Below are 19115 nucleotides of genomic sequence, written 5' to 3'. Positions count from 1 at the left end.
TTTTAGATATAATAAGGATTCTGAACCAGATTCTGGTTGTATTTAATCTCTTCGTCGGTTATCGGTAAGTACCATGCGTTCTCATTGCTTAGAACCGAACGGAACCATGATTCAATCGACGCTTTGTTGTATTTTACAACATTGCTGATAAGGAATGTGGTCTTGAAATCAATACCGTTTGAATTTGCATAATGTCCCATACGCAACATATCATACCATGATTTGCCCTCACCCACAAATTCTTTCAGACGCTCGCTCAGGATATACTGAAGAATTGTCGATGCGTCAGAGTTTTCGGTGATGGTCTCATCCGGATTAAGGTTTGTGCGCAGCCTTATCTTGTTCACCAGCTCAAGTGCGGTCTTGTAGTCAGCGGCATTTCCTCCGAGACTTCTCATCACGAGGGCCTCCGCCTTCATAAGCATCACGTCTGCCACGCGGTAGATAATGAAGTTGGGATCGTAATAGGTCTCGGTGCGCTCATCGGTACGCGATGTACCTCCATTGTATTTCCACAGATAACCATCACCGACATAAGAACCGTAAAGGGTTCTCACTGCCATGTCCGGCTGTAACAGATAACGCGTGCTGATGTCAGTGTAGTCCGCAACGAACTCTTCTTTAAGAATATCGCTTATCTTATACTGGCTGAACGAGCTGTTCTGTGTAGAGCGGAAAATATTGGGCAGGTTGTTTGTCTGCGCCACACCACCGCTGTATCTCTCGTGACTCCACTGCATCTCGAAGATGCTCTCGTTACTGTTTCCGGGATTGAACATCGAGAACCAGCTGTTATGTGTAGCCGTTGTCATGAAACGCGGTGCACGGTTTGACGTTGCCCCCAATATCATGTCGGCATATTTAATAGCCTCGTCGAAGTCAGAGTTCCACAGACAAACATCGGCCATAAGGGCGTATATGGCCCACTTTGTAGCCCTTCCCTTTGTCTCCCATGTCGTTTCAAAAGCCTCCTTTGCCGCATCCAGACGTATCGCCTCGTAGAGGTCGTTCTTTATCTGTGCGATTATCTGTTCATCGGTAGACTTAGGCAGAGCGTACGGCACTTCATCTGTATCGTATGCCTTAAGTGCAAGAGGCGCCTCACGCCAGTTGCGCACGATATAGAAATATGCCAGCGCACGCAGGAAGTAGGCCTCACAATAATGCGAATTCATCTCTTCCGGACGGTAGGTGTCGTCATTGGCCTGAGCCTTGCCTGCATTCTCAAGCACAAGGTTGGCCGTATTGACTATCTGATACATGTTTGCCCAACTGCAATATGTCTTGTTTGAAGATTTTATCTCAAATTTCTGAAGTGCATTCGCTCCTGTACCCGGACTGTTTGTGAGACATCCCGAACGGAACTCACCCCATGGGATGAGATTGTCTATAACCGAATTACGCAACACATAGTATCCGTTCATCAGTTCAGACTCAACATCCTCTTTCGTTGCCCAGAACTTATCTGCAGGCAATGAGTTCTCCGGATAGATTTCCAAAAAATCATTACATGATGCCAGACTGCATACTGCCGCAACGCCTATTATATATTTATATATTGTCTTCATATCCTATATATATGTTTTAGAAGTTAATTGTAACACCCATAGAGAAACGCTTTGAACGCGGAGTCTGCGACCTGTCCTCTGCCAGCGATGTTATTCCGCTCGGCAGCGTCACCTCTGGATCCTGACCGGTATAATCGGTAAAGGTAAAGAGGTCATATCCCGTTAGGAATACATTTGCAGATGTCAGGCCGAGGTTCTGGACAAATTTCTTTGGCAAGGTATAACTCAGCGACAATGTCTTCAGACGTACAAACGAACAGTCCTCAACAAAACGGTCGCTGCCGAGATAGTTAAGACCATACTTCCACAACGCACGCGGAATCTCGGTCTGATCGCCTTCATTGCGCCAACGACGCAGAACAGCGGTACTTTGGTTGTCAGAGCCATACATAGACTCGGCATTCATTCTTGCAGAGTTTACGATCTTCTGTCCTAAACGGTAGTGGAGGAACACTGTGAGACTTAAGCTCTTATATTTCAGATTGAAACCACCGCCACCGCTGAGTATCGGATTGCTGTTGCCTATATATACGATATCGTTCTTGTCTATCTTACCGTCGTTGTTGATGTCGGCATATTTTGCATCACCCGGATAGCAGGTGTACTGCCCGTTCTTCATGACGATAGGCTTGCCTTGCATGTCATACATGATACCGCCTTGGGCATCCTTTGCATATGTATCGGTAGTATTTTGGTAAACACCGAGATACTTAAAGCCGAAGAACGAGCCTACGGCTGTTCCTGAAATAAGACGCTGGGCATACTTACCGTTGCTGAGCGAGAACTGTTCCTCGTTGATATTCTGCGGCAACTCGACTATAGTGTTCTTATTACGGTTCACATTATAGTTCACCTTAAACTGCCAGTCTTTGGTCTTGAGTACCTCATAGTCTATACGGAACTCCCATCCCTCGTTTCTGATCTTTCCGGAATTATACCATCCGATTCTCGGTGTAGGCAATCCGATTGAAGAAGGCAGCGTCACATTCTTCTGCAACAGGTCTTTAGTATCCTTGCGATACCAGTCGAAAGTTGCAGTAAGCTTGCCGTCCCAGAAGTTAAGATCGAAGCCGAGGTCGATTTCCCTTGACGATTCCCACTTCAGTTTGTTTAGCTGCATTGTGCTGATGCTCACTGCGCTTCCATCCATATAGTTGCCCACTGCCGTATATGTACCGACGTATGGAGATGTTCCTGAAGGAGCATTACCGCTCATACCATAACTTGCACGTATCTTTGCCTGTGTAAGTTCAGACGATGCCCATTTCATGAAAGGCTCATCGCTCAGAATCCATGATGCGCCCAATGACGGGAACAGACCCCATCGGTTGTTCTTGCCAAGACTTGACTTACCCTCATAGTTTACAGTTCCATTAATGGTATATCTGTCAAGGAATGTATATACAACACTTCCGATACCAGACAGCGAACGCACTTCCGACTTTCCTGAACCGACGCTCAGCAGCACACCGCCGCCTGATCCCGGGTCGGCAATCTCTGCGGAAGCGACATTATAGCGCGCGGATGCAGTGGTAGAACTTGTAGACTGTGATGTACGCCACAATCCCGTGGCCGTAAACTGATGTTTCTTGTCCTGCCACTCCTTTGCATACGTCAACTTAGCCTCAGACTGCAATGAGAAGTTGTTTGAATAATTGTCGTCGCTGCGGTTGGCAAAAGTGCTCGTAGCCATCACACCCGTGGCCGCCTGGGGAAGGAATGCCTCGGTCTTTGAGGTCTTGTATTTCATTGACACGTATCCGCGGAAAGTAAGTTCCGGCAAGATATACCAGTTTGCACGCACGGTCATCTTCTGCTCCTTTGTATTAAGATTACGGTAACTCTCGTCAGCCATAATCAGCGGATGAAAATTCGTTGAGTTTCCACCATTGTCGTTGCTGCTGAACGCACCCTGGAATTCCTCACTGTTCTGGCGTGTGAAATAGGTGTCTGTCATTGCACCGGTAGCGTCATCTATATAATAAGGACTCTTGTTAGGCATCTTCCTTATTGCCTCGGCACGCAGCTTTTCAGTCCACGGAGACTTTTTCTCCGTATCGGAATATGTATACTCGGTATTAACCATAAGTTTGTCGCTGAATCGGTAGCCGATGTCGATAGATGTGTTGAAACGCGTAAGTCCGGTACCTTCCGTAGTACCGCCTTCGGACAGATAGCTCAGCGAGAAACGGTATGTTGCACGCTCACCACCGCCCGACATTGAGAAACTGTTGTCTGTAGTGAATGCGTTCTTTGTAAGATATGACAGCCAGTCTACATTCTGGTTGTACTCATCAAAATATCTCCAACTTTCATTGTAGTTTATTTCCGGAGTGTCAAACAAGAACTCCAGAAGGTCGCCACTCGACTGCAATCCTCTTGCATTTGCCGTATTCCATATAGCATCCTGAATGAATGCCTTGTATTGGTCACCGTTAAGCATCGGCATAGACTCCGGTTCCACCTTCAGTGAATTTTTGGTTGAGAACGTAAACCTTGTCTTACCCATTGCACCTTTCTTTGTGGTGATAAGGAGCACACCGTTCGCACCTGCCGTACCGTAAACGGCTGTTGACGCCGCATCTTTCAGAACCTCAATGCTTTCAATGTCATTCGGATTTAGCGAAAGCATCTGTGCGAAATCTTCCTGATTGGCTGTATTGAAGTCAAACGAGTCGTCTATATCCGTTGAATAAGGTACTCCGTTCACAACAATAAGCGGATCGGCATTGCTGTTCAATGTGGCAGTACCGCGTATGCGGATACTGCTCTTTGCACCCGGGTCACCGGCAGCGATGATATCCACACCACCAAGCTGTCCCTGCAGGGCCTCCTCTATTGATGTGACCGGCTGTACGGCAGTAATCTCACTCATATCAATCTTCTGCGTTGCGAAAGACTGCTGTTTTTGTGTGAGTCCCATTTCATTGCGTCTTGAGCGTGAACCCTTGACCTCCACCTCTTTTATCTGGTGTGAATCGGCTTTCATTGTGACATTCTTCTGTGTCTCTCCGTTGTATTTGAAACTCTGTGTCTGCATGCCGATATATGAGAACTTAAGAGTAATCTGGCCTTTTTCTGCCGGTACCTTCAACGTATAGTTACCGTTGAAGTCGGTCACTGTACCGGCAAGTATACGGTTCTGGCTGTTCACGAACGTTACGTTAACACCGATGCATGGCTCCTTGCTGTTGCCGAACATTTCCGTGACAGTACCGGTCAGGGTTTTCTGTGCCAGTGCGGCCTGCACCACCATGACGAATAATACCAATAATATATATTTATTTTTCATGTCTTTTGGTTCTTAGTTGTTAGAATACGTCTGCCAGGAAATGCACGCAACCATCGGCAAACGTCATCGGGAAGTAATCGTATGCCTGTGTGACATCCACACGACGGGTCACGGCTCCGGTCTGCCTGTCAGCGACACCAACGCTCAGTTTTGTACCTTCGTCATAGATGTTTATCTTTGTCTCCACAAGTTCTGTCACTCCATTGTTGTCAATCTCGTCTGTCTGACATGTTATCACTCCGCCAAGCTCTTCCGTGTTTTCTCCCCATCCGATAAAGGGATAGTTCGTTACTACTGCCGTAGAGATAGGGCAGAAATACAGTTTCAGATAATACTGCAGGGCGGCTGCATCTGTAACCTCACAATTGTCAAAGAAATCTTCTGCTCCGACAGTAGCGGCTGCACCGTTTATGCCCGGTATGCGTCCGTCCTTTATTGCTTGCTCAAGAACAGTTGTTTCCGGTATGAACATCAGACAGTTGTCGACAGTGAACGTAAGAGAGTACGCCCTTGTGTCGATAAGTCCGGCCTTATTCAGCAGATTCACGAATCCGAAGAACTCTGTTGTTGCATCAAGACGCTGTGTCCACATCAGACGCACAAAACGTGAGTCATTGGGCGCGACAACATTGTCATAATTTCCCGGAAGGAAGTTGCGGTCGTAGCTATAGGCATTACCGTTTGTCCATCCGTTTTCATCGCCACGGTATTTAAGCTTCTCAAAATTTGCCCATATAGTTGACTCTTCTGTAGTATTCGCAGCAAAACGCAGACGCTCGGCATGCTTTATGCTGTTTGTAATCTTTCCGTCCTTCACAAACCAATATATCTTCAAATCGGGAGACAGTGCGGGATAAACCTTTGTGCCTGTTGCCGGAAGCTCTGTGTTGCCGTCAACGGGAGTCGCAACATGCGCGTAAACGTATGGAGTGGTGACTCCGGATCCTACAATGGCCTGTGTGTTCACATCTATGAGGTTGTTGCCCTCACGCCGTATGCCGCGGTATTGCTCTATCTGGTCATTGTCGGCATAAAGCATCATATATCTGACGGCATTAGAGGCCAGAGTGTTTGCCATGCCAGAATTATTCACCATTATCGCAAAGTTTCCGTATTTCTTATACTGATAGGCGGGGCCTGTCACTGAAATATACTTGGCCGGTGGAGTAAGAACGTCACACCCGTAAAGCACACCATTTGTACACACCACACGCTCTCCTGCCGTTGCAGGATCGAAAGAAACCACTTCATTCGACGCGTTAAGCACCGTTCCCTTCTTTATTTCATCCGGGAACACTATCGATGAGGAGCAGAAACTGTTGAACAGGATGTCGCGTATGGCAACAGAGTCGACTTCTTCCAGACTCTCATATCCTCCATATCCCCAGTAATCGTTGAAGAAATCGTCCCAAGCCTTGTCAGTAGGTGCAAATACGGAATAAGCCGCCAGCGAAAGCGTGGCCATATTCTGATAGTCTTTCACCGGCCACTCGCAGTCGATGTTCGGAAGCGATGTGAAATCACGCTGATATATGGTCGTGCCGTTTCCGTATTCACGTGTCAATTCCTCATCTGCAGTATATGTGCCATATTTGTCATACTCGGTTATGAACTTTGTATATTTTCCGGCACTCTTCAGTTCCTTATAAATGGTCTCAACAGGTTTCAGTACCTTATCCACCTTATATATATATCCGTTGTTGGCAATATCGGCATATTCCGTCACTCCGGCATTTGCAACATTGAAGCCACTATTATCTTTCCATTCCGTATTAGGATAGAAATACTCGTAGTTTGTTTTAGCATCAATACCTTTTGTGGCAAACATCCTGTAAGAGAATACCGGCAACATTCTCTCAAAATGATATATGGCCGTATCCTTAGTCTGCATATTCTTATAGCTGAGAGGATCCTGACTGCGCGTACGGAATTTGTAATACAAGCCCGCTCCCCGGTTTTTGTCTTCCTCTGAAGCCCCATCGCCTTCCAACGGACGGAAGTTTATGAACTTATCCTTGTCAAAGGAGTAATATAGGATGTGAAAACCGATAAGTTTCCTCAACTCATCGGCAGGCACCTCGTCTATTGTCTCCACACCGTATGTCTCCCTGATATACTGCCCCATGGCATTGTCTGTGGGAGCCATAACCGTAAGGATTGACTTGCCGTTAACCATCGGCTGATAGCCGGCCAGATCAACTCCCCTTAGGAACATACCATAATTACCGTCATTCCGCAACTCCTGATAAATCGAACCGCTGATCCAGTCAGGGGTCTCAAAATACTCATCAAGGTCGGAACACGACGGCAACATGAGAGAGGAAAGCAACAGTAAGCCTATTGCCTTACCCAAATGTCTGTTTCGTTTCATATTATGTTTCATTAGTTATTGTTTCGTTTGGTATAGTAATCAACTTGTTTTAGTTATTTTACAGGTATATATTTTCTGCCTGACATTGTTTCCGCAACAAAAATCATAGGCAAAAAAGCATTTCTCTGTGTAAAAGCAATGCAAATATACGTATTATTTACGATTTATGTGCGCAAAATTATAAATAAAAACATCTTCCATGGTGTATTTTTTATTTTTATACCACCATTTTTTAGCACAATGCCGTCATAACAAAGTCTTTGACAAGACCGAACGAAGTCGTTCTGCCTTCCATCACCCCGTCCCCCGCTACCACTTTTTAGTTTTTTAGGGGGTAAAAAGCGGCAAAAGGGATAAAACATCATATTCCGATTTTGCAAAATACTATTTTAATTTTGTATATTTGCAATAGAACTTTTTAACCAAAACCATAAACAATGATGAAAAAACTAATGGCAACAATTGCCGTGGCCGCATGTTGCGCCGCTGCAACAGCCCAACAACTGCCCTATCAAAACCCCGCCCTCACCGCCGACCAGCGCGCGGAGGACCTGTGCGGCCGCCTTACACTGAAAGAGAAAATTAAACTGATGCGCAACGGCTCACCTGCCATTCCGCGTCTTGGCATACCTCAGTTTGAATGGTGGAGCGAGGCTCTTCACGGCACGGCCCGCAACGGATTTGCCACCGTATTCCCTATAACGACCGGAATGGCGGCATCATGGAATGACAAGCTTCTGCTTGATGTCTTCACCGCCATTGGAAACGAAAGCCGGGTGAAAGGCGAACAGGCCAAACGCTCAGGAAACATTAAGAAATATCAGGGACTATCTATATGGACACCGAACATCAACATTTTCCGTGACCCCAGATGGGGACGCGGACAGGAAACATACGGTGAGGACCCTTATCTCACGTCACGTATGGGCCTGGCCGTAGTAGAAGGCCTGCAAGGCCCTAAAGGCAGCAGGCACATGAAAAACCTCGCATGCGCGAAGCATTTTGCTGTTCACAGCGGACCGGAATGGAACAGACATTCGTTCAACATCGAAAATCTGCCCGAACGCGACTTGTGGGAAACATACATACCGGCATTCAAAGCATTGGTGCAGGAAGGCGACGTTGCGGAAGTGATGTGCGCATACCAACGTATCGACGGACAGCCATGCTGCGGCAGCAACAGGTATCTCCAGCAGATTCTGCGCGGTGATCTCGGCTTCAAGGGCATGGTTGTGAGCGACTGCGGAGCCATCGGTGACTTTTGGATAAAAGGCCGTCATGAGGTTTCGCCTGATGCCGCAGCCGCATCGGCAAAGGCCGTATTATCAGGAACCGACGTGGAATGCGGTGCAAACTACAACAGGCTCGACCAGGCCGTGGAAAGAGGCGAGATTACCGAAGCACAGATAGACGTGAGCGTCAAACGCCTGCTCAAGGCAAGATTCATGCTCGGCGACTTTGACGACCCTTCACTTGTAGAATGGACAAAACTGCCGGAAAGCATCATAGCATCAAAAGAGCATAAGGCTCTCGCGCTGAAAATGGCAAGGGAGACAATGACGCTGCTGCAAAACAAGAACGGCATCCTGCCGTTAAGCAAAAACGCGAAGATAGCCGTGATGGGACCAAATGCCGCTGATTCCATAATGATGTGGGGAAACTATAACGGCTATCCCACACAGTCAACGACAATACTGCAGGGCATCTGTGCAGAAGCTGCAAGCGTAAACTATATAAAAGGTTGCGGCTACACAAGAAATGAAGTAATCGACAGCCGGTTTAATGAAATATATACAGCTGACGGCAAACAGGGAATGACCATAACCTACTGGAACAACGAGGATATGGAAGGCGCACCTGTTGCCATGGAGGTAGAGAAACAGCCTATAAACAAAAGCAACGGAGGAGCCACGGTCTTCGCACCGGGTGTAAATCTTGAACACTTCTCGGCATGCTGTGAGGGAATATTCCGCCCCACAAGAAACGAACTTATTGAATTTACAAGCGGCAGCGACGACAAGCTTAGAGTGATCGTAAACGGCGATACCCTGATAAACCAATGGAAACCGAGAGCGAAGATAAATTATGGAAAAGCCAATCTCAAAGTAGAAGCAGGCAAAGAATACAGTATAAAAATAGAATATGTGCAGGCAACAGACCTTGCAGCCATGCAGTTTGACCTCGGATGCCGTATACAGCTCACCGACGATGCCATACTGCGTAGCGTGGCCGATGCAGACGCAGTAATATTCGTGGGAGGAATATCACCGCTGCTCGAAGGTGAGGAGATGAAGGTCAGCGAACCCGGCTTTAAAGGCGGTGACCGCACAGATATCGAACTGCCTGAGGCACAGAGAAAGGTCATGGCCATGCTGCATAAGGCAGGAAAGAAAGTGATATTCGTAAACTGCTCGGGCGGAGCAATTGCCCTCGCACCGGAAACAGAGAACTGCGAGGCCATAATGCAGGCATGGTATCCCGGTGAACAGGGAGGAAAAGCTGTGGCTGAGGTGCTGTTCGGTGACGTGAATCCTTCGGGACGTCTGCCAATGACATTCTACAGAAGCACAGACGACCTGCCCGACTTCCTCGACTACACGATGAGGAACCGAACCTACCGCTATTTCAAAGGCGAGGCTCTTTTCCCGTTCGGCTACGGCCTGTCATACACCACATTCAACATTAAAAACGCGAAATACAACGCCAAGAACGGAAAACTGACCGCAACGGTCGAAAACACAGGTAAGCGTGACGGTGCCGCCACAGTACAGGTGTATATAAGCAAGCCAGATGATACAGAAGGTCCGATAAAGACCCTCAGGGCATATAAAAAGACGGTGCTGAAAGCAGGTGAAAGACAAACTATCGAAATATCACTGCCAAAGGAAAGCTTTGAGTGGTGGGACAAGACCACAAATACAATGAGGACCGTGGCCGGAAAGTATATCATACATGTGGGACAGCATTCCCAAGACCCGGCAATGCTGACAATAAAGACAAAAATGTAGTGCAGGAGACAGAATAGTCTTAACTTCCGGAGCTACCGCTCATCAAAGACAAAAGAGCCATATCATAACTCAAAAAACAGGGTTTGATATGGCTCTTTTCATACTTGCCGGTCATAGTCAATACATAAAACATAACCGGTGCCGTTCATTCCGGAACATATATTATGTCTCCGTTCTCAAGCTCATAGGCAACCCCCACACGCTTTCCTTTACCGGACGAACTGTCTTTATTCCCTGACGGTGTATATCTGCTTATCTTCTCCCCTTCCTTGGTGATTATTTCCATATTTTCCTTTCCAGGGTTCTTGACCATGGTGAAATCTTCCTGCGAGAACATTTCTGTCATGTTGTAGCGACTGACAAGTGCCACCATGAGGGCAACAGCAAAAACCATCGCCACATCAAAAAGATTGCTTACCACGCTCATCGGGTCGTTGTCTTCGCTACTGTTCAGCAGTGAACGGCGACGGAAGCGGCTATTCATCGCTTACCTCCTTCCTTGTTCCGTATCATGTTTGCGAGAAACTCAAGCATCGTTATATCCCTGACCGCCCAACGCTCCTTGACCATCTGGGTAAGAAAACCGATGGCGCTGACCACCAATCCTACAACAGTTGTGGCAAATGCCACCTGCATGTTGTAAGCCATCGAGGCAATATCACCGGTGGCGAGACCGACAAGAGCCGGCCCCATAGGGATAAGTGTGCCCATCAATCCGAGTATAGGACCCATTTTTGTCAGGACCTTTGACGTGGCGATGTTCTTATCTGCGGCTATTTCATATTCGGAAATTAAAAGATCGATTCTTGCACAGTCATTTTGACTGTCAAGCATTTTATGTGCATAGGCGCTCAAGAGCGAATCCGGTTTCACAGGCAGCAGTTGTGCGAATTCTGCCGTGGAAGACGGGGCGTTGCTCTCAATGGCGGAATAAAGCCTTGATGAACTCTTCTTATTTTGCATATACTGACCGAAGAAAGTTCCTATAAGAATAAGAGCACGGATAAAAAAGAAGATGAGCAGGACTATCACCGGTACGAGAAGACCGGTTGATATCCAGTAGAGAATGTCAGATATGAGATTCATTTCAGTTTTGATATTTGTTTTGTCAGATGTTTATTGTTGATGATTATTCCTGCGATGGTACCGGAAAGGATAAGTGCGAGAATCGCAGCAAGAGAGTCGAGCCTGACTTCGTTAATGCCGGTAACAGCTGTCCGGCCATTGACCGTTGCGACAATCCCGAGAGCCAAAACCATCAAGTTGATGAGAAATGTGAGTTCAAGCCTGATGTCTGATTCCGGAATAATACTTTTCAACGCATAAGTCAGAAGAGGAACAGCTATAAGCAGCACCGCAGCCATCCCCAGGCTGATAAGAGCGAAATCTACTCCTGATAATGAAAATATCAATGCAGTGAGCAGCGACATCAATATCGGAAATATCAATATGCCGGGAAACCATTTGAGAACTGTCAGCATGATTGTCTGCGAACGAGACAGTATGTCTTGTGCCTGCAGGAAACAAAAGGCAATCATGCAAAACGCATCTACAGCTATAAGCACGGCGATATCGAGCATAAGCGACGGCTGTTGCAGCAAGTCGGAAATCCGGGTTTTAGACATACCAGTAGCATATTCCCATGAAAAAACTATAAATACAGCCAACAGCACCGCAACGGTGGCAATTCCTGAAAATCCGTGAAAGGTCAGCTTCAGCATTAAACTCATGCCGACCATAATCATTATTGTCATTACAAGTGCTTCCATCAGTCACGGTCTTGATTACGTTTACGTCGGCTCACTATTATGAAGATTATCAGAAGCACCACAAGAGTCGTAAGTACAATGACCGTTCCGCTGACCTTTGCGGCAGTGGAATTGTCGGCATTGAGCGTCTCCTTTTCCATTACCATGGCGTCATTGTCGCCTACGATGTTTTCAGCTCTCACCGAGGCGACAGAGCTGTTGTAATGCCGGGCCTTATCATTGTCAAGATGCGATGAGATGAAATCACGCAGTTTGGCATTATCACACACGAAACCCGAACAGGCAGCTCCGTATTCTTCAATAACTTCGGCATGAAGGTCGGCAAGATTCTGAATCTGTTCGGGGGACGCCTTCCACATTCCCTTACGCACAGTTTCAAGCATAACGGCGGTGATTTCCTGGACGGCAGCCGGATTGACCGATTTGAAGTATTTTTTCGTTCCAAGATTGTGTCTGTCGGCTATATAGGTGTCGTAGATGTCATTCCAAAGCTCGTTGTCAATGACATCCGGCTTCATCACATTCCATGCGTAAGTATTTGTTATGACCTCCGCAAAACCTGAGGCATCACCGGCACCGCCTTTCATCTTCTCCTTTATATAGGTAGGATTTAGAATCGTCGTGCGGCTTTCTATACCTATAGCTTCCTTTACCTCCTGCATTTTTACGTTGTTTCTGTTCCGGTAGTCACTCAGATAAGCCTCCGGTTCACGGCCGGTCACAGTGCGTACAGCGAGGTTCATGCCTCCCATAAACTCATACACATGGTCAAGGCTCAGTGCTCCCCATGTATTGCTTTGACGTGGTTGGACCACCACATCAGTGCGGGTCAACGCCGCTTCAAAGGCATAGTCGCGCATTTTCTCCCATTCTTCCTCACTGCAATATATAGCCCCCATATTCTTAATATAGACAGAGGCTATCTCACTATTGTCTTCCCACCTGTCACCGGCCTCTACCATATTCTGAATACCACTGCCATAGTTGCCGTTTACCCCACCGAACACACGGGCGGTGGAAAGTTCGCGTGCCTCTTTAGGTGTGACACCTTTTTCTACAAGATGACGTTCAGACTCTACCACACCTTCCGCCACATAATTCGGATAGCCCTTATCATCCGCCTCCGCAGCCATCCTCACGGCACGGCTTATCAGAAAAAGGCGTGATGCCGCCAAATCACGGAGTTGTCCGGAAGTCTGTACGACTACATCTATCCTCGGACGTCCGAGTTCTTCGGATGGTATCAGACGAAGATCGGCCACCCTTCCGAAAGGATCGCGCACAGGCTCCACTCCAAGCATATAGAGCACCTGCGCTATGGTAGCACCTGCGGTTTCAATAAATTCGCTGCTCCACAGCGTATAGCTGACTTTACGGGGTATGGAATCACCATGGTTTTTACGGTACATCGCTATTGTACTTTCCGCAAGCGACTTGCCTTTCTCCCATGCGACTGCCGACGGGGTCTCCTCCGCATTTACCGCAAACATATTCCGACCGGTCGGAAGAATTCCGGGATTCAAGACGGGGTCACCTCCGGAAGCAGGAGAGATATAACCGCCATTCAGTCCGTTCAATATTGACAACAGTTCCATTTCCGGGCTGTTTCTCAAAGCCCCGGCATATACGGATACATTACGTATGGCTCTCTCCACTTCACTTACGGCAATGGCAAAGTCCATTTCTTGCGATGACATTTCTTCGCGACCCATACCGTGAACCGGGCGGGAAGACGAACCGGAAACCACACATTTCTTCTTCATCGCAGCCTTCATCCTCTCGATATTTTCCTCGGAGGCTCCCATCATCCTTGCCACTTCAAGTGCTTTCTCTTCCGACATCCCGGGCATCATTCCATGCCGTCCTGATGTCTTCGGCCTGTCTGAAATCTTAGAAGCGGTTTGAGACGATGGCGTCATCATGGAACCCATGACCATCATGCGCGACAACATATCTTTCGAGCCTTCTGTCTGCCGTATGATATTTCTGGCACTGTCAAGTTCCGCATGTGTTATTCCGGCAATGCGGCATATCATATCATCATCCACCTTATCCACATCCATAAGCCGGGTCACGACGGAAACAGCCTTTGCCCTGTAGGGGGCTATCTTTCCTGTACCGCCTTTGAGCTTATACATACTATAGGCTATAGGGTCAACTGTCATGGCCTTTACCGTGGAGACTATATGTGCAGACGAATATGGCATTCCCATCACATATAAGGCACCGGTTATCTTCTCATTGGCAAGTTCATCAGCGAAATTCTCTATGCGCAGAATATCATCGGCAGAATAAATGCGGCTCATGATACTGTCAAGGCGCAATTCACGATGGATACCGAGTCCGACAGTATATTTCTTGACTAAGCGTGCCGCGCGTATGATGTCGGATTTTGTCACCGCCTTGTTGTAGCCGGCAATGGCATCGGATAAGTTTTTATAGATGCCTCTGGCATTGCTTTCCATAAACGGCGGCGTAAGATAATTCACGATTGACGCATAGCTGCGACGTTTGGCCACCATCGCCTCTCCGACATTGGATGTGGAATATACATAGAAATGCGGCACAGTGCCGACAAGTCTGTCAGACCAGTCATCGCTACCTAACGCGACCTGTTTGCGCGGAGTGAATTCCAAAGAGCCGTGTGCACCGAAATGCATCAAGGCATCCGCCTTGAAACCGAATCGTGCCCACAGATATGCCGCCACGTAATTGTGGGGAGGCGCGGCATCCGTTCCGTGTACAATCTTGAAATCATCAGCACCATGACCGGCGGCTGTCTGAGGTATCAGCACCACATTCCCGAGACAGATTCCGGCCAATGCCAGATTACCTGCACCGTCATTGAGTCCGTGCCCCGGAAACTTACCGTCAACCGCATCAATATCCTCACGCATCTTTTTTGAAAAAGCCATTCCGCACCATCTGTCATAATCTTCCACCGACACAATCCTTGTGGAATGATTTTTTATAAAATCTTCTTGAGCACCTACCGCATAACGGTTAAACACCTTGCCGTTTTCGTTTATCATCCGTTCAAACTCTTCCTGAGAAGCTGGCAATTCCACATTATACCCCTCGGATTTCATCCGGCTCAGAAGATTGTAAAGCGAAGGGGCCACCTCCATTCCTTCGGCTACAAGCGAGTGCTGTCCGGGGCCTTTGAAATAGAATATGGCTATTTTCTTATCCTGATTCTTTTTCCTTTGCAGTGAAATATAATTGTTGACGGTTTCCACAAATTCACCGAGTCTGTCGGGTATTGCAGCCACGTACGGCAGACCGTCTTTCCCTTTATAATGAGCAAAAATGGCATACGGAAGTACCGCCCCGTCAATTTCCGGCGTGACAACACTTTGAGAGAGGAATCCTCCGTTCATACCCATTTTGTCGGCCATCCATTCTTCATAATCCCTGTTGACATTGAGCGGGGAGAAAAGGGGAATATTCTGTTTTTCAAGATATCGAACCACCATATCGCCCATGCGTCCGTGAGCCATATTAATCATAGCCGAAGCATGTATCGAGTCGGCATGTCCTTTAGAAACGAATTGCCGTATCTCATTCACCGGATAAACCATGCTTCCGGATTGTTCCAAACGCGCCACAAGACTGTCAGCCACGCCCATTTGTCCCGTGAGGATAATCCTCGGGGCTTCAGCCTTCCATTTTCCTCTCGTCTTTAAAAATCCTTCATATTCCGCCACAGACGCAAAATCAAGGTCTTCCTTATCCGAAGGATAATATAAGAGAGAAGTGGCGGAAATCTCGGGATCTTCAGGCTCATCGGTAAAAAGGAGCTTGCCGTCAATGAACTTACGTACATAGCGGAGCATATTGCGATAGTTGTTTCTGCCACCTGCAAGATATTGTCTCAGAAATTCCGAATCCACGGAATCCACAGAGACAATGAAATTCTGCGGATTGGTTGCTGCCGTTGTCAGTACAGGAATACCGTTTTCGGCCACTTTAATCAGATTCTGACGCTGTTCGTCAGTTATCCGAAGTCCCATGCCGTTGACAAATACCATGTCATAATTCCCGGCTTCGTCGAGAGCATCAACGGGCAGTTCGCTGATTTTAATAAATGGGTTGTCGTTGGCTTTGGATATTTGGCCAAGAAGGATTGCCTGATAGTTGACAAACGCGATCCTGGTAGATGAAGCGAAACTGCTCCAAAACATAAAGGCTATGCACAATAACAGGACACAACCTGAAATGAATAATATTGCTTTCTTTCTGTTCATTTTTTCTTAAAAAAATCATTGATGTCAAATGACAGTCCGACTGAATATGTCCGTCCGGAAGTCGGAGCGGAGTTCCAGTAATAGACCCTTGGCTTATAATTAAATATATTGTCAATGATGAAGTTTATATTCATACCTTTCCATACTCTTTGCAAAACCGTTAACCTCCATATAGAATAGGCATTGTCTGTCTCGTGGCTGCTGACCGGTTTGGAAAGATACCGTCCTGATAATCCGGCATACAGACGCCATACACCGCATATCTGCCTGTCATACCCGATTCTCCATGTCGCGGAGTGCGGGCGAGGTTGGGCAAACTGAGAATCGACAGTTCTGCCGGCCGTATACAGATAATTATAGCTGAACGAAAAACCTAATCCCATTAGCAGACGATATCTTGCTGTCAGATCGACTCCCATAATTTTCACACCGTCCTCGTTACAATATACCGCCCCTTCCTCACGGTCAGCATCACCGGGAAAATCAGTAGTGGTGATACGGCTATCCAAGTAATTGTAGTAACCTGATGCCGTCAGATTATATGAGCCGTTCATAATGCCGTTTCCAACATGTCCGTTATGCTCCAATGCAACATTAAGATTATGACTTTTCTCCGGCTTGAGACCGGGGTTTCCATATATCATCTGAATACCAGCCATATCAAAATCCATGTACATCTCTTTCAAAGTAGGAGCGCGGAACCCGCCGGCGTATGATGCCCTGACAGACATGCCCTTCAATTTAAACATTGCAGCCAGACGGCAGGTGACCGAATTGTTTTTCGAGGCTGAGAAATAGTCCTCCCTGACGCTGGCTATCAAATTAAGCCACGACAGCGGATTGTAATCAAACTGTGCGAATATGTCGAAGGAGTTCTGAATATGGCAGGCATTATCCTTGAACTGATATGTGGCCAGACAGTCATTCATGAAATCAACTCCGACGGTGAGACAGTTCGCACCGAAAAATTCATTATAAAGACCATGAACGATATGTTGCCGGTTACTGTAATCATGGTCGTTTGTACGGACGTTATCCACATATCTTGACTTGTCGTATCGGTCATAGCCGTAGGAAAACTCAAGAGTCCGGGAACCGGAAATATTCCATACGGATTTTATCCCACCGCTATAATCCTTATAACGGTCATCGTAGTTGGCACGGTTGCTGATCCTGTCGAAGTAGCCTCCACGCACGATAAAACGGAGGTTGTCATTGATACGACACACCAACCTTTCCCTAATGTTCAGGGTCCGGCCACCGAAAACCTCATGAATCTTCGATTCTGTGTCAAAGGCATCCGTAAGCCTTATTGTTTCCGCTGAAGAATGCTGCACCGATGTGCTTGAATTCCACCTTCCGGAATTGACATTCAGATTTCCTCCGCTCCTCCACTCATTGCCGGCACGACGGTAACGGGAATTGACATTGGCCGTCAAAGGCTCCCTGCTTTCCTTTGTTATCAGATTAACCACACCTCCGACGGCATTAGCACCATAAAGTGCGGAAGATGCTCCTTTCACAATCTCAACCCGATCCATATCGTCAAGAAAAAGACGACTATAGTCCACGTTATCCATCGTCTCTCCGGCAAGACGCTCACCATCTACAAGGAACAATACCGCACTGCCGCCGAAACCGTTCATGCTAAGTGATGTCTCCTGACTCATGGTATAGCCGAACTCAAGGCCCGGCAGTTCACCGGTAAGGAGTTCCTGTATGTTGGAGGCATCCGACTTCTTTATTTCATCAGATGTGACAAGACGTGTAATCACAGGCACATCCTTGAGTGCCTTCGGTGTTCTGGTAGCCGTTACCACAACCTCATTCAAGGTGTTGGCAACAGTATCGTTTCCCAATATCCTGACAACGGATCCAGCCGGCGGATTGCCATCTTCGCCAAGCACCTTACCAAAGCATGAACCTGCAGATATCATGACAGGAAAGAGCAATCCGAATATCATAAGCGCCACCCGTTTACCATCACGTATCATCAGTGTCTGGAAGCTGTGAAGGTACATATCATAGGCATGGGCATTGTACCGTAATTAAGATTAAACCTGACTGTAATGACATTGTCCGCATAGTTTCCCTGAACAATACCCGAATAGGCCTTACCCGTATCTGTCGTACCGCTGAACTCTGTGGGTGCAAGGATATATGTCCCGTCGGCACCGGACACCATGACACCCGGGATTGTTATTCCCGGCACCTGCATAGGAGGTGTTCCAAATGAAGAGACTTTGATATCCACCGTGGCATCACCGGTATCCTCAACGGTGAAAGTAACGCCCTCAAAAACAGACTCACCGCCCATAACGGAACAAGTCATATTACCGTAGTATACTCCGGCTACAGCACCGGCCACCGGAGTGACTACGGCACCGGAATCGTCGTCATCACCGGAACAGGATGCGAAAGCCACTGCACTTACAACTACGAACATTGTCGCAAAAATAACTTTAATTGTCTTCATACTTGTTGTTTTTATTTATCCATTACATTCATTAAATTCGAGTGCAAAGTTACCACAATCCAAATCAGCGCACAATACCCAAATGTCGGTAAATTAAACCATCCTTTCCTGTAATCTTCCGGCCAAATAAAAACTCCAATACGGATATCAATGCCGCCAGTAATGTGTGTAAAAAACGCGACATTTAATAAATGGAGCACAAATGTTAAAAGTGTATGTAGCCCAGATACAGAGTGTATGTAGGCTGGATACACTGTGTATTTAGCCTACATACACTTCAAAAACAATATATCCACTTTCGGAGTTCCGGCAAGAATCTTTATCTTTTTCCATGAGTTGTCCGAAACGGGAAGCAACGCCAGCAAACCTCATCATCCACAATGC

General features: G+C 47.1%; 10 protein-coding genes. 1 reads left to right on the top strand and 9 read right to left on the bottom strand.

Annotated elements, in window-relative coordinates; translation table 11 throughout:
- Window positions 1-2: 2 nt before the first annotated feature.
- The 3 genes from HPS56_RS01065 to HPS56_RS01055 are packed head-to-tail and all read right to left on the bottom strand — an operon-like array spanning window position 3 to window position 7231.
- Window positions 3-1568 carry a RagB/SusD family nutrient uptake outer membrane protein gene (locus HPS56_RS01065; protein WP_172272531.1) on the bottom strand — a complete coding sequence of 522 codons (1566 nt, stop codon included), beginning with the start codon at window positions 1566-1568 and terminating at the stop codon, window positions 3-5.
- A gap of 16 nt (window positions 1569-1584) precedes the next feature.
- The gene (locus tag HPS56_RS01060; protein WP_172272528.1) at window positions 1585-4860 is read right to left on the bottom strand and encodes a SusC/RagA family TonB-linked outer membrane protein; all 3276 of its coding nucleotides are present in this window, start codon (window positions 4858-4860) and stop codon (window positions 1585-1587) included.
- 19 nt (window positions 4861-4879) lie between these two features.
- The gene (locus tag HPS56_RS01055) at window positions 4880-7231 is read right to left on the bottom strand and encodes a fasciclin domain-containing protein (RefSeq protein ID WP_172272525.1); all 2352 of its coding nucleotides are present in this window, start codon (window positions 7229-7231) and stop codon (window positions 4880-4882) included.
- A gap of 440 nt (window positions 7232-7671) precedes the next feature.
- On the opposite strand from HPS56_RS01055, the gene xyl3A reads away from it, so the two are divergent.
- Window positions 7672-10239, top strand: a complete 2568-nt coding sequence (gene xyl3A, locus HPS56_RS01050; RefSeq protein ID WP_172273095.1) for a xylan 1,4-beta-xylosidase — start codon at window positions 7672-7674, stop codon at window positions 10237-10239.
- A 145-nt stretch (window positions 10240-10384) separates the two neighbouring features.
- Here the strand turns inward: xyl3A and HPS56_RS01045 are convergent, their stop codons facing one another.
- Genes HPS56_RS01045 through HPS56_RS01020 form a run of 6 tightly spaced genes read right to left on the bottom strand, consistent with a single transcriptional unit; the run spans window position 10385 to window position 18731 of the window.
- Window positions 10385-10723, bottom strand: a complete 339-nt coding sequence (locus tag HPS56_RS01045) for a DUF2149 domain-containing protein (RefSeq protein ID WP_172272522.1) — start codon at window positions 10721-10723, stop codon at window positions 10385-10387.
- Complete coding sequence (locus tag HPS56_RS01040; protein WP_172272519.1) at window positions 10720-11325, bottom strand: MotA/TolQ/ExbB proton channel family protein; 606 nt, start codon at window positions 11323-11325, stop codon at window positions 10720-10722. Before HPS56_RS01040 ends, HPS56_RS01045 begins: the two co-directional genes overlap by 4 nt.
- On the bottom strand, window positions 11322-12008 hold the full coding sequence (locus HPS56_RS01035; protein WP_172272516.1) for a hypothetical protein: 687 nt from the start codon (window positions 12006-12008) through the stop codon (window positions 11322-11324). The genes HPS56_RS01040 and HPS56_RS01035 overlap by 4 nt, the downstream gene beginning before the upstream one ends.
- Window positions 12008-16255 carry a cobaltochelatase subunit CobN gene (locus tag HPS56_RS01030; RefSeq protein WP_172272513.1) on the bottom strand — a complete coding sequence of 1416 codons (4248 nt, stop codon included), beginning with the start codon at window positions 16253-16255 and terminating at the stop codon, window positions 12008-12010. The genes HPS56_RS01035 and HPS56_RS01030 overlap by 1 nt, the downstream gene beginning before the upstream one ends.
- Window positions 16252-18276 carry a TonB-dependent receptor plug domain-containing protein gene (locus HPS56_RS01025; protein ID WP_172272510.1) on the bottom strand — a complete coding sequence of 675 codons (2025 nt, stop codon included), beginning with the start codon at window positions 18274-18276 and terminating at the stop codon, window positions 16252-16254. The genes HPS56_RS01030 and HPS56_RS01025 overlap by 4 nt, the downstream gene beginning before the upstream one ends.
- On the bottom strand, window positions 18249-18731 hold the full coding sequence (locus HPS56_RS01020; RefSeq protein ID WP_172272507.1) for a calycin-like domain-containing protein: 483 nt from the start codon (window positions 18729-18731) through the stop codon (window positions 18249-18251). The genes HPS56_RS01025 and HPS56_RS01020 overlap by 28 nt, the downstream gene beginning before the upstream one ends.
- Between the last annotated feature and the right edge of the window lie 384 nt (window positions 18732-19115).

The organism is Xylanibacter muris (assembly GCF_013166605.1).
In the GTDB taxonomy this organism is placed as follows: domain Bacteria; phylum Bacteroidota; class Bacteroidia; order Bacteroidales; family Bacteroidaceae; genus Prevotella; species Prevotella muris.
Note: the sequence above shows the minus strand (reverse complement) of the source record. Positions and strands in the feature narration are given on the sequence as shown.

Coding starts and splice junctions, on each gene's coding strand:
- HPS56_RS01030 (WP_172272513.1), bottom strand. CDS start 16,255: ATGAACAGAAAGAAAGCAATATTATTCATTTCAGGTTGTGTCCTGTTA.
- HPS56_RS01065 (WP_172272531.1), bottom strand. CDS start 1,568: ATGAAGACAATATATAAATATATAATAGGCGTTGCGGCAGTATGCAGT.
- HPS56_RS01060 (WP_172272528.1), bottom strand. CDS start 4,860: ATGAAAAATAAATATATATTATTGGTATTATTCGTCATGGTGGTGCAG.
- HPS56_RS01045 (WP_172272522.1), bottom strand. CDS start 10,723: ATGAATAGCCGCTTCCGTCGCCGTTCACTGCTGAACAGTAGCGAAGAC.
- xyl3A (WP_172273095.1), top strand. CDS start 7,672: ATGAAAAAACTAATGGCAACAATTGCCGTGGCCGCATGTTGCGCCGCT.
- HPS56_RS01020 (WP_172272507.1), bottom strand. CDS start 18,731: ATGAAGACAATTAAAGTTATTTTTGCGACAATGTTCGTAGTTGTAAGT.
- HPS56_RS01025 (WP_172272510.1), bottom strand. CDS start 18,276: ATGTACCTTCACAGCTTCCAGACACTGATGATACGTGATGGTAAACGG.
- HPS56_RS01040 (WP_172272519.1), bottom strand. CDS start 11,325: ATGAATCTCATATCTGACATTCTCTACTGGATATCAACCGGTCTTCTC.
- HPS56_RS01035 (WP_172272516.1), bottom strand. CDS start 12,008: ATGGAAGCACTTGTAATGACAATAATGATTATGGTCGGCATGAGTTTA.
- HPS56_RS01055 (WP_172272525.1), bottom strand. CDS start 7,231: ATGAAACGAAACAGACATTTGGGTAAGGCAATAGGCTTACTGTTGCTT.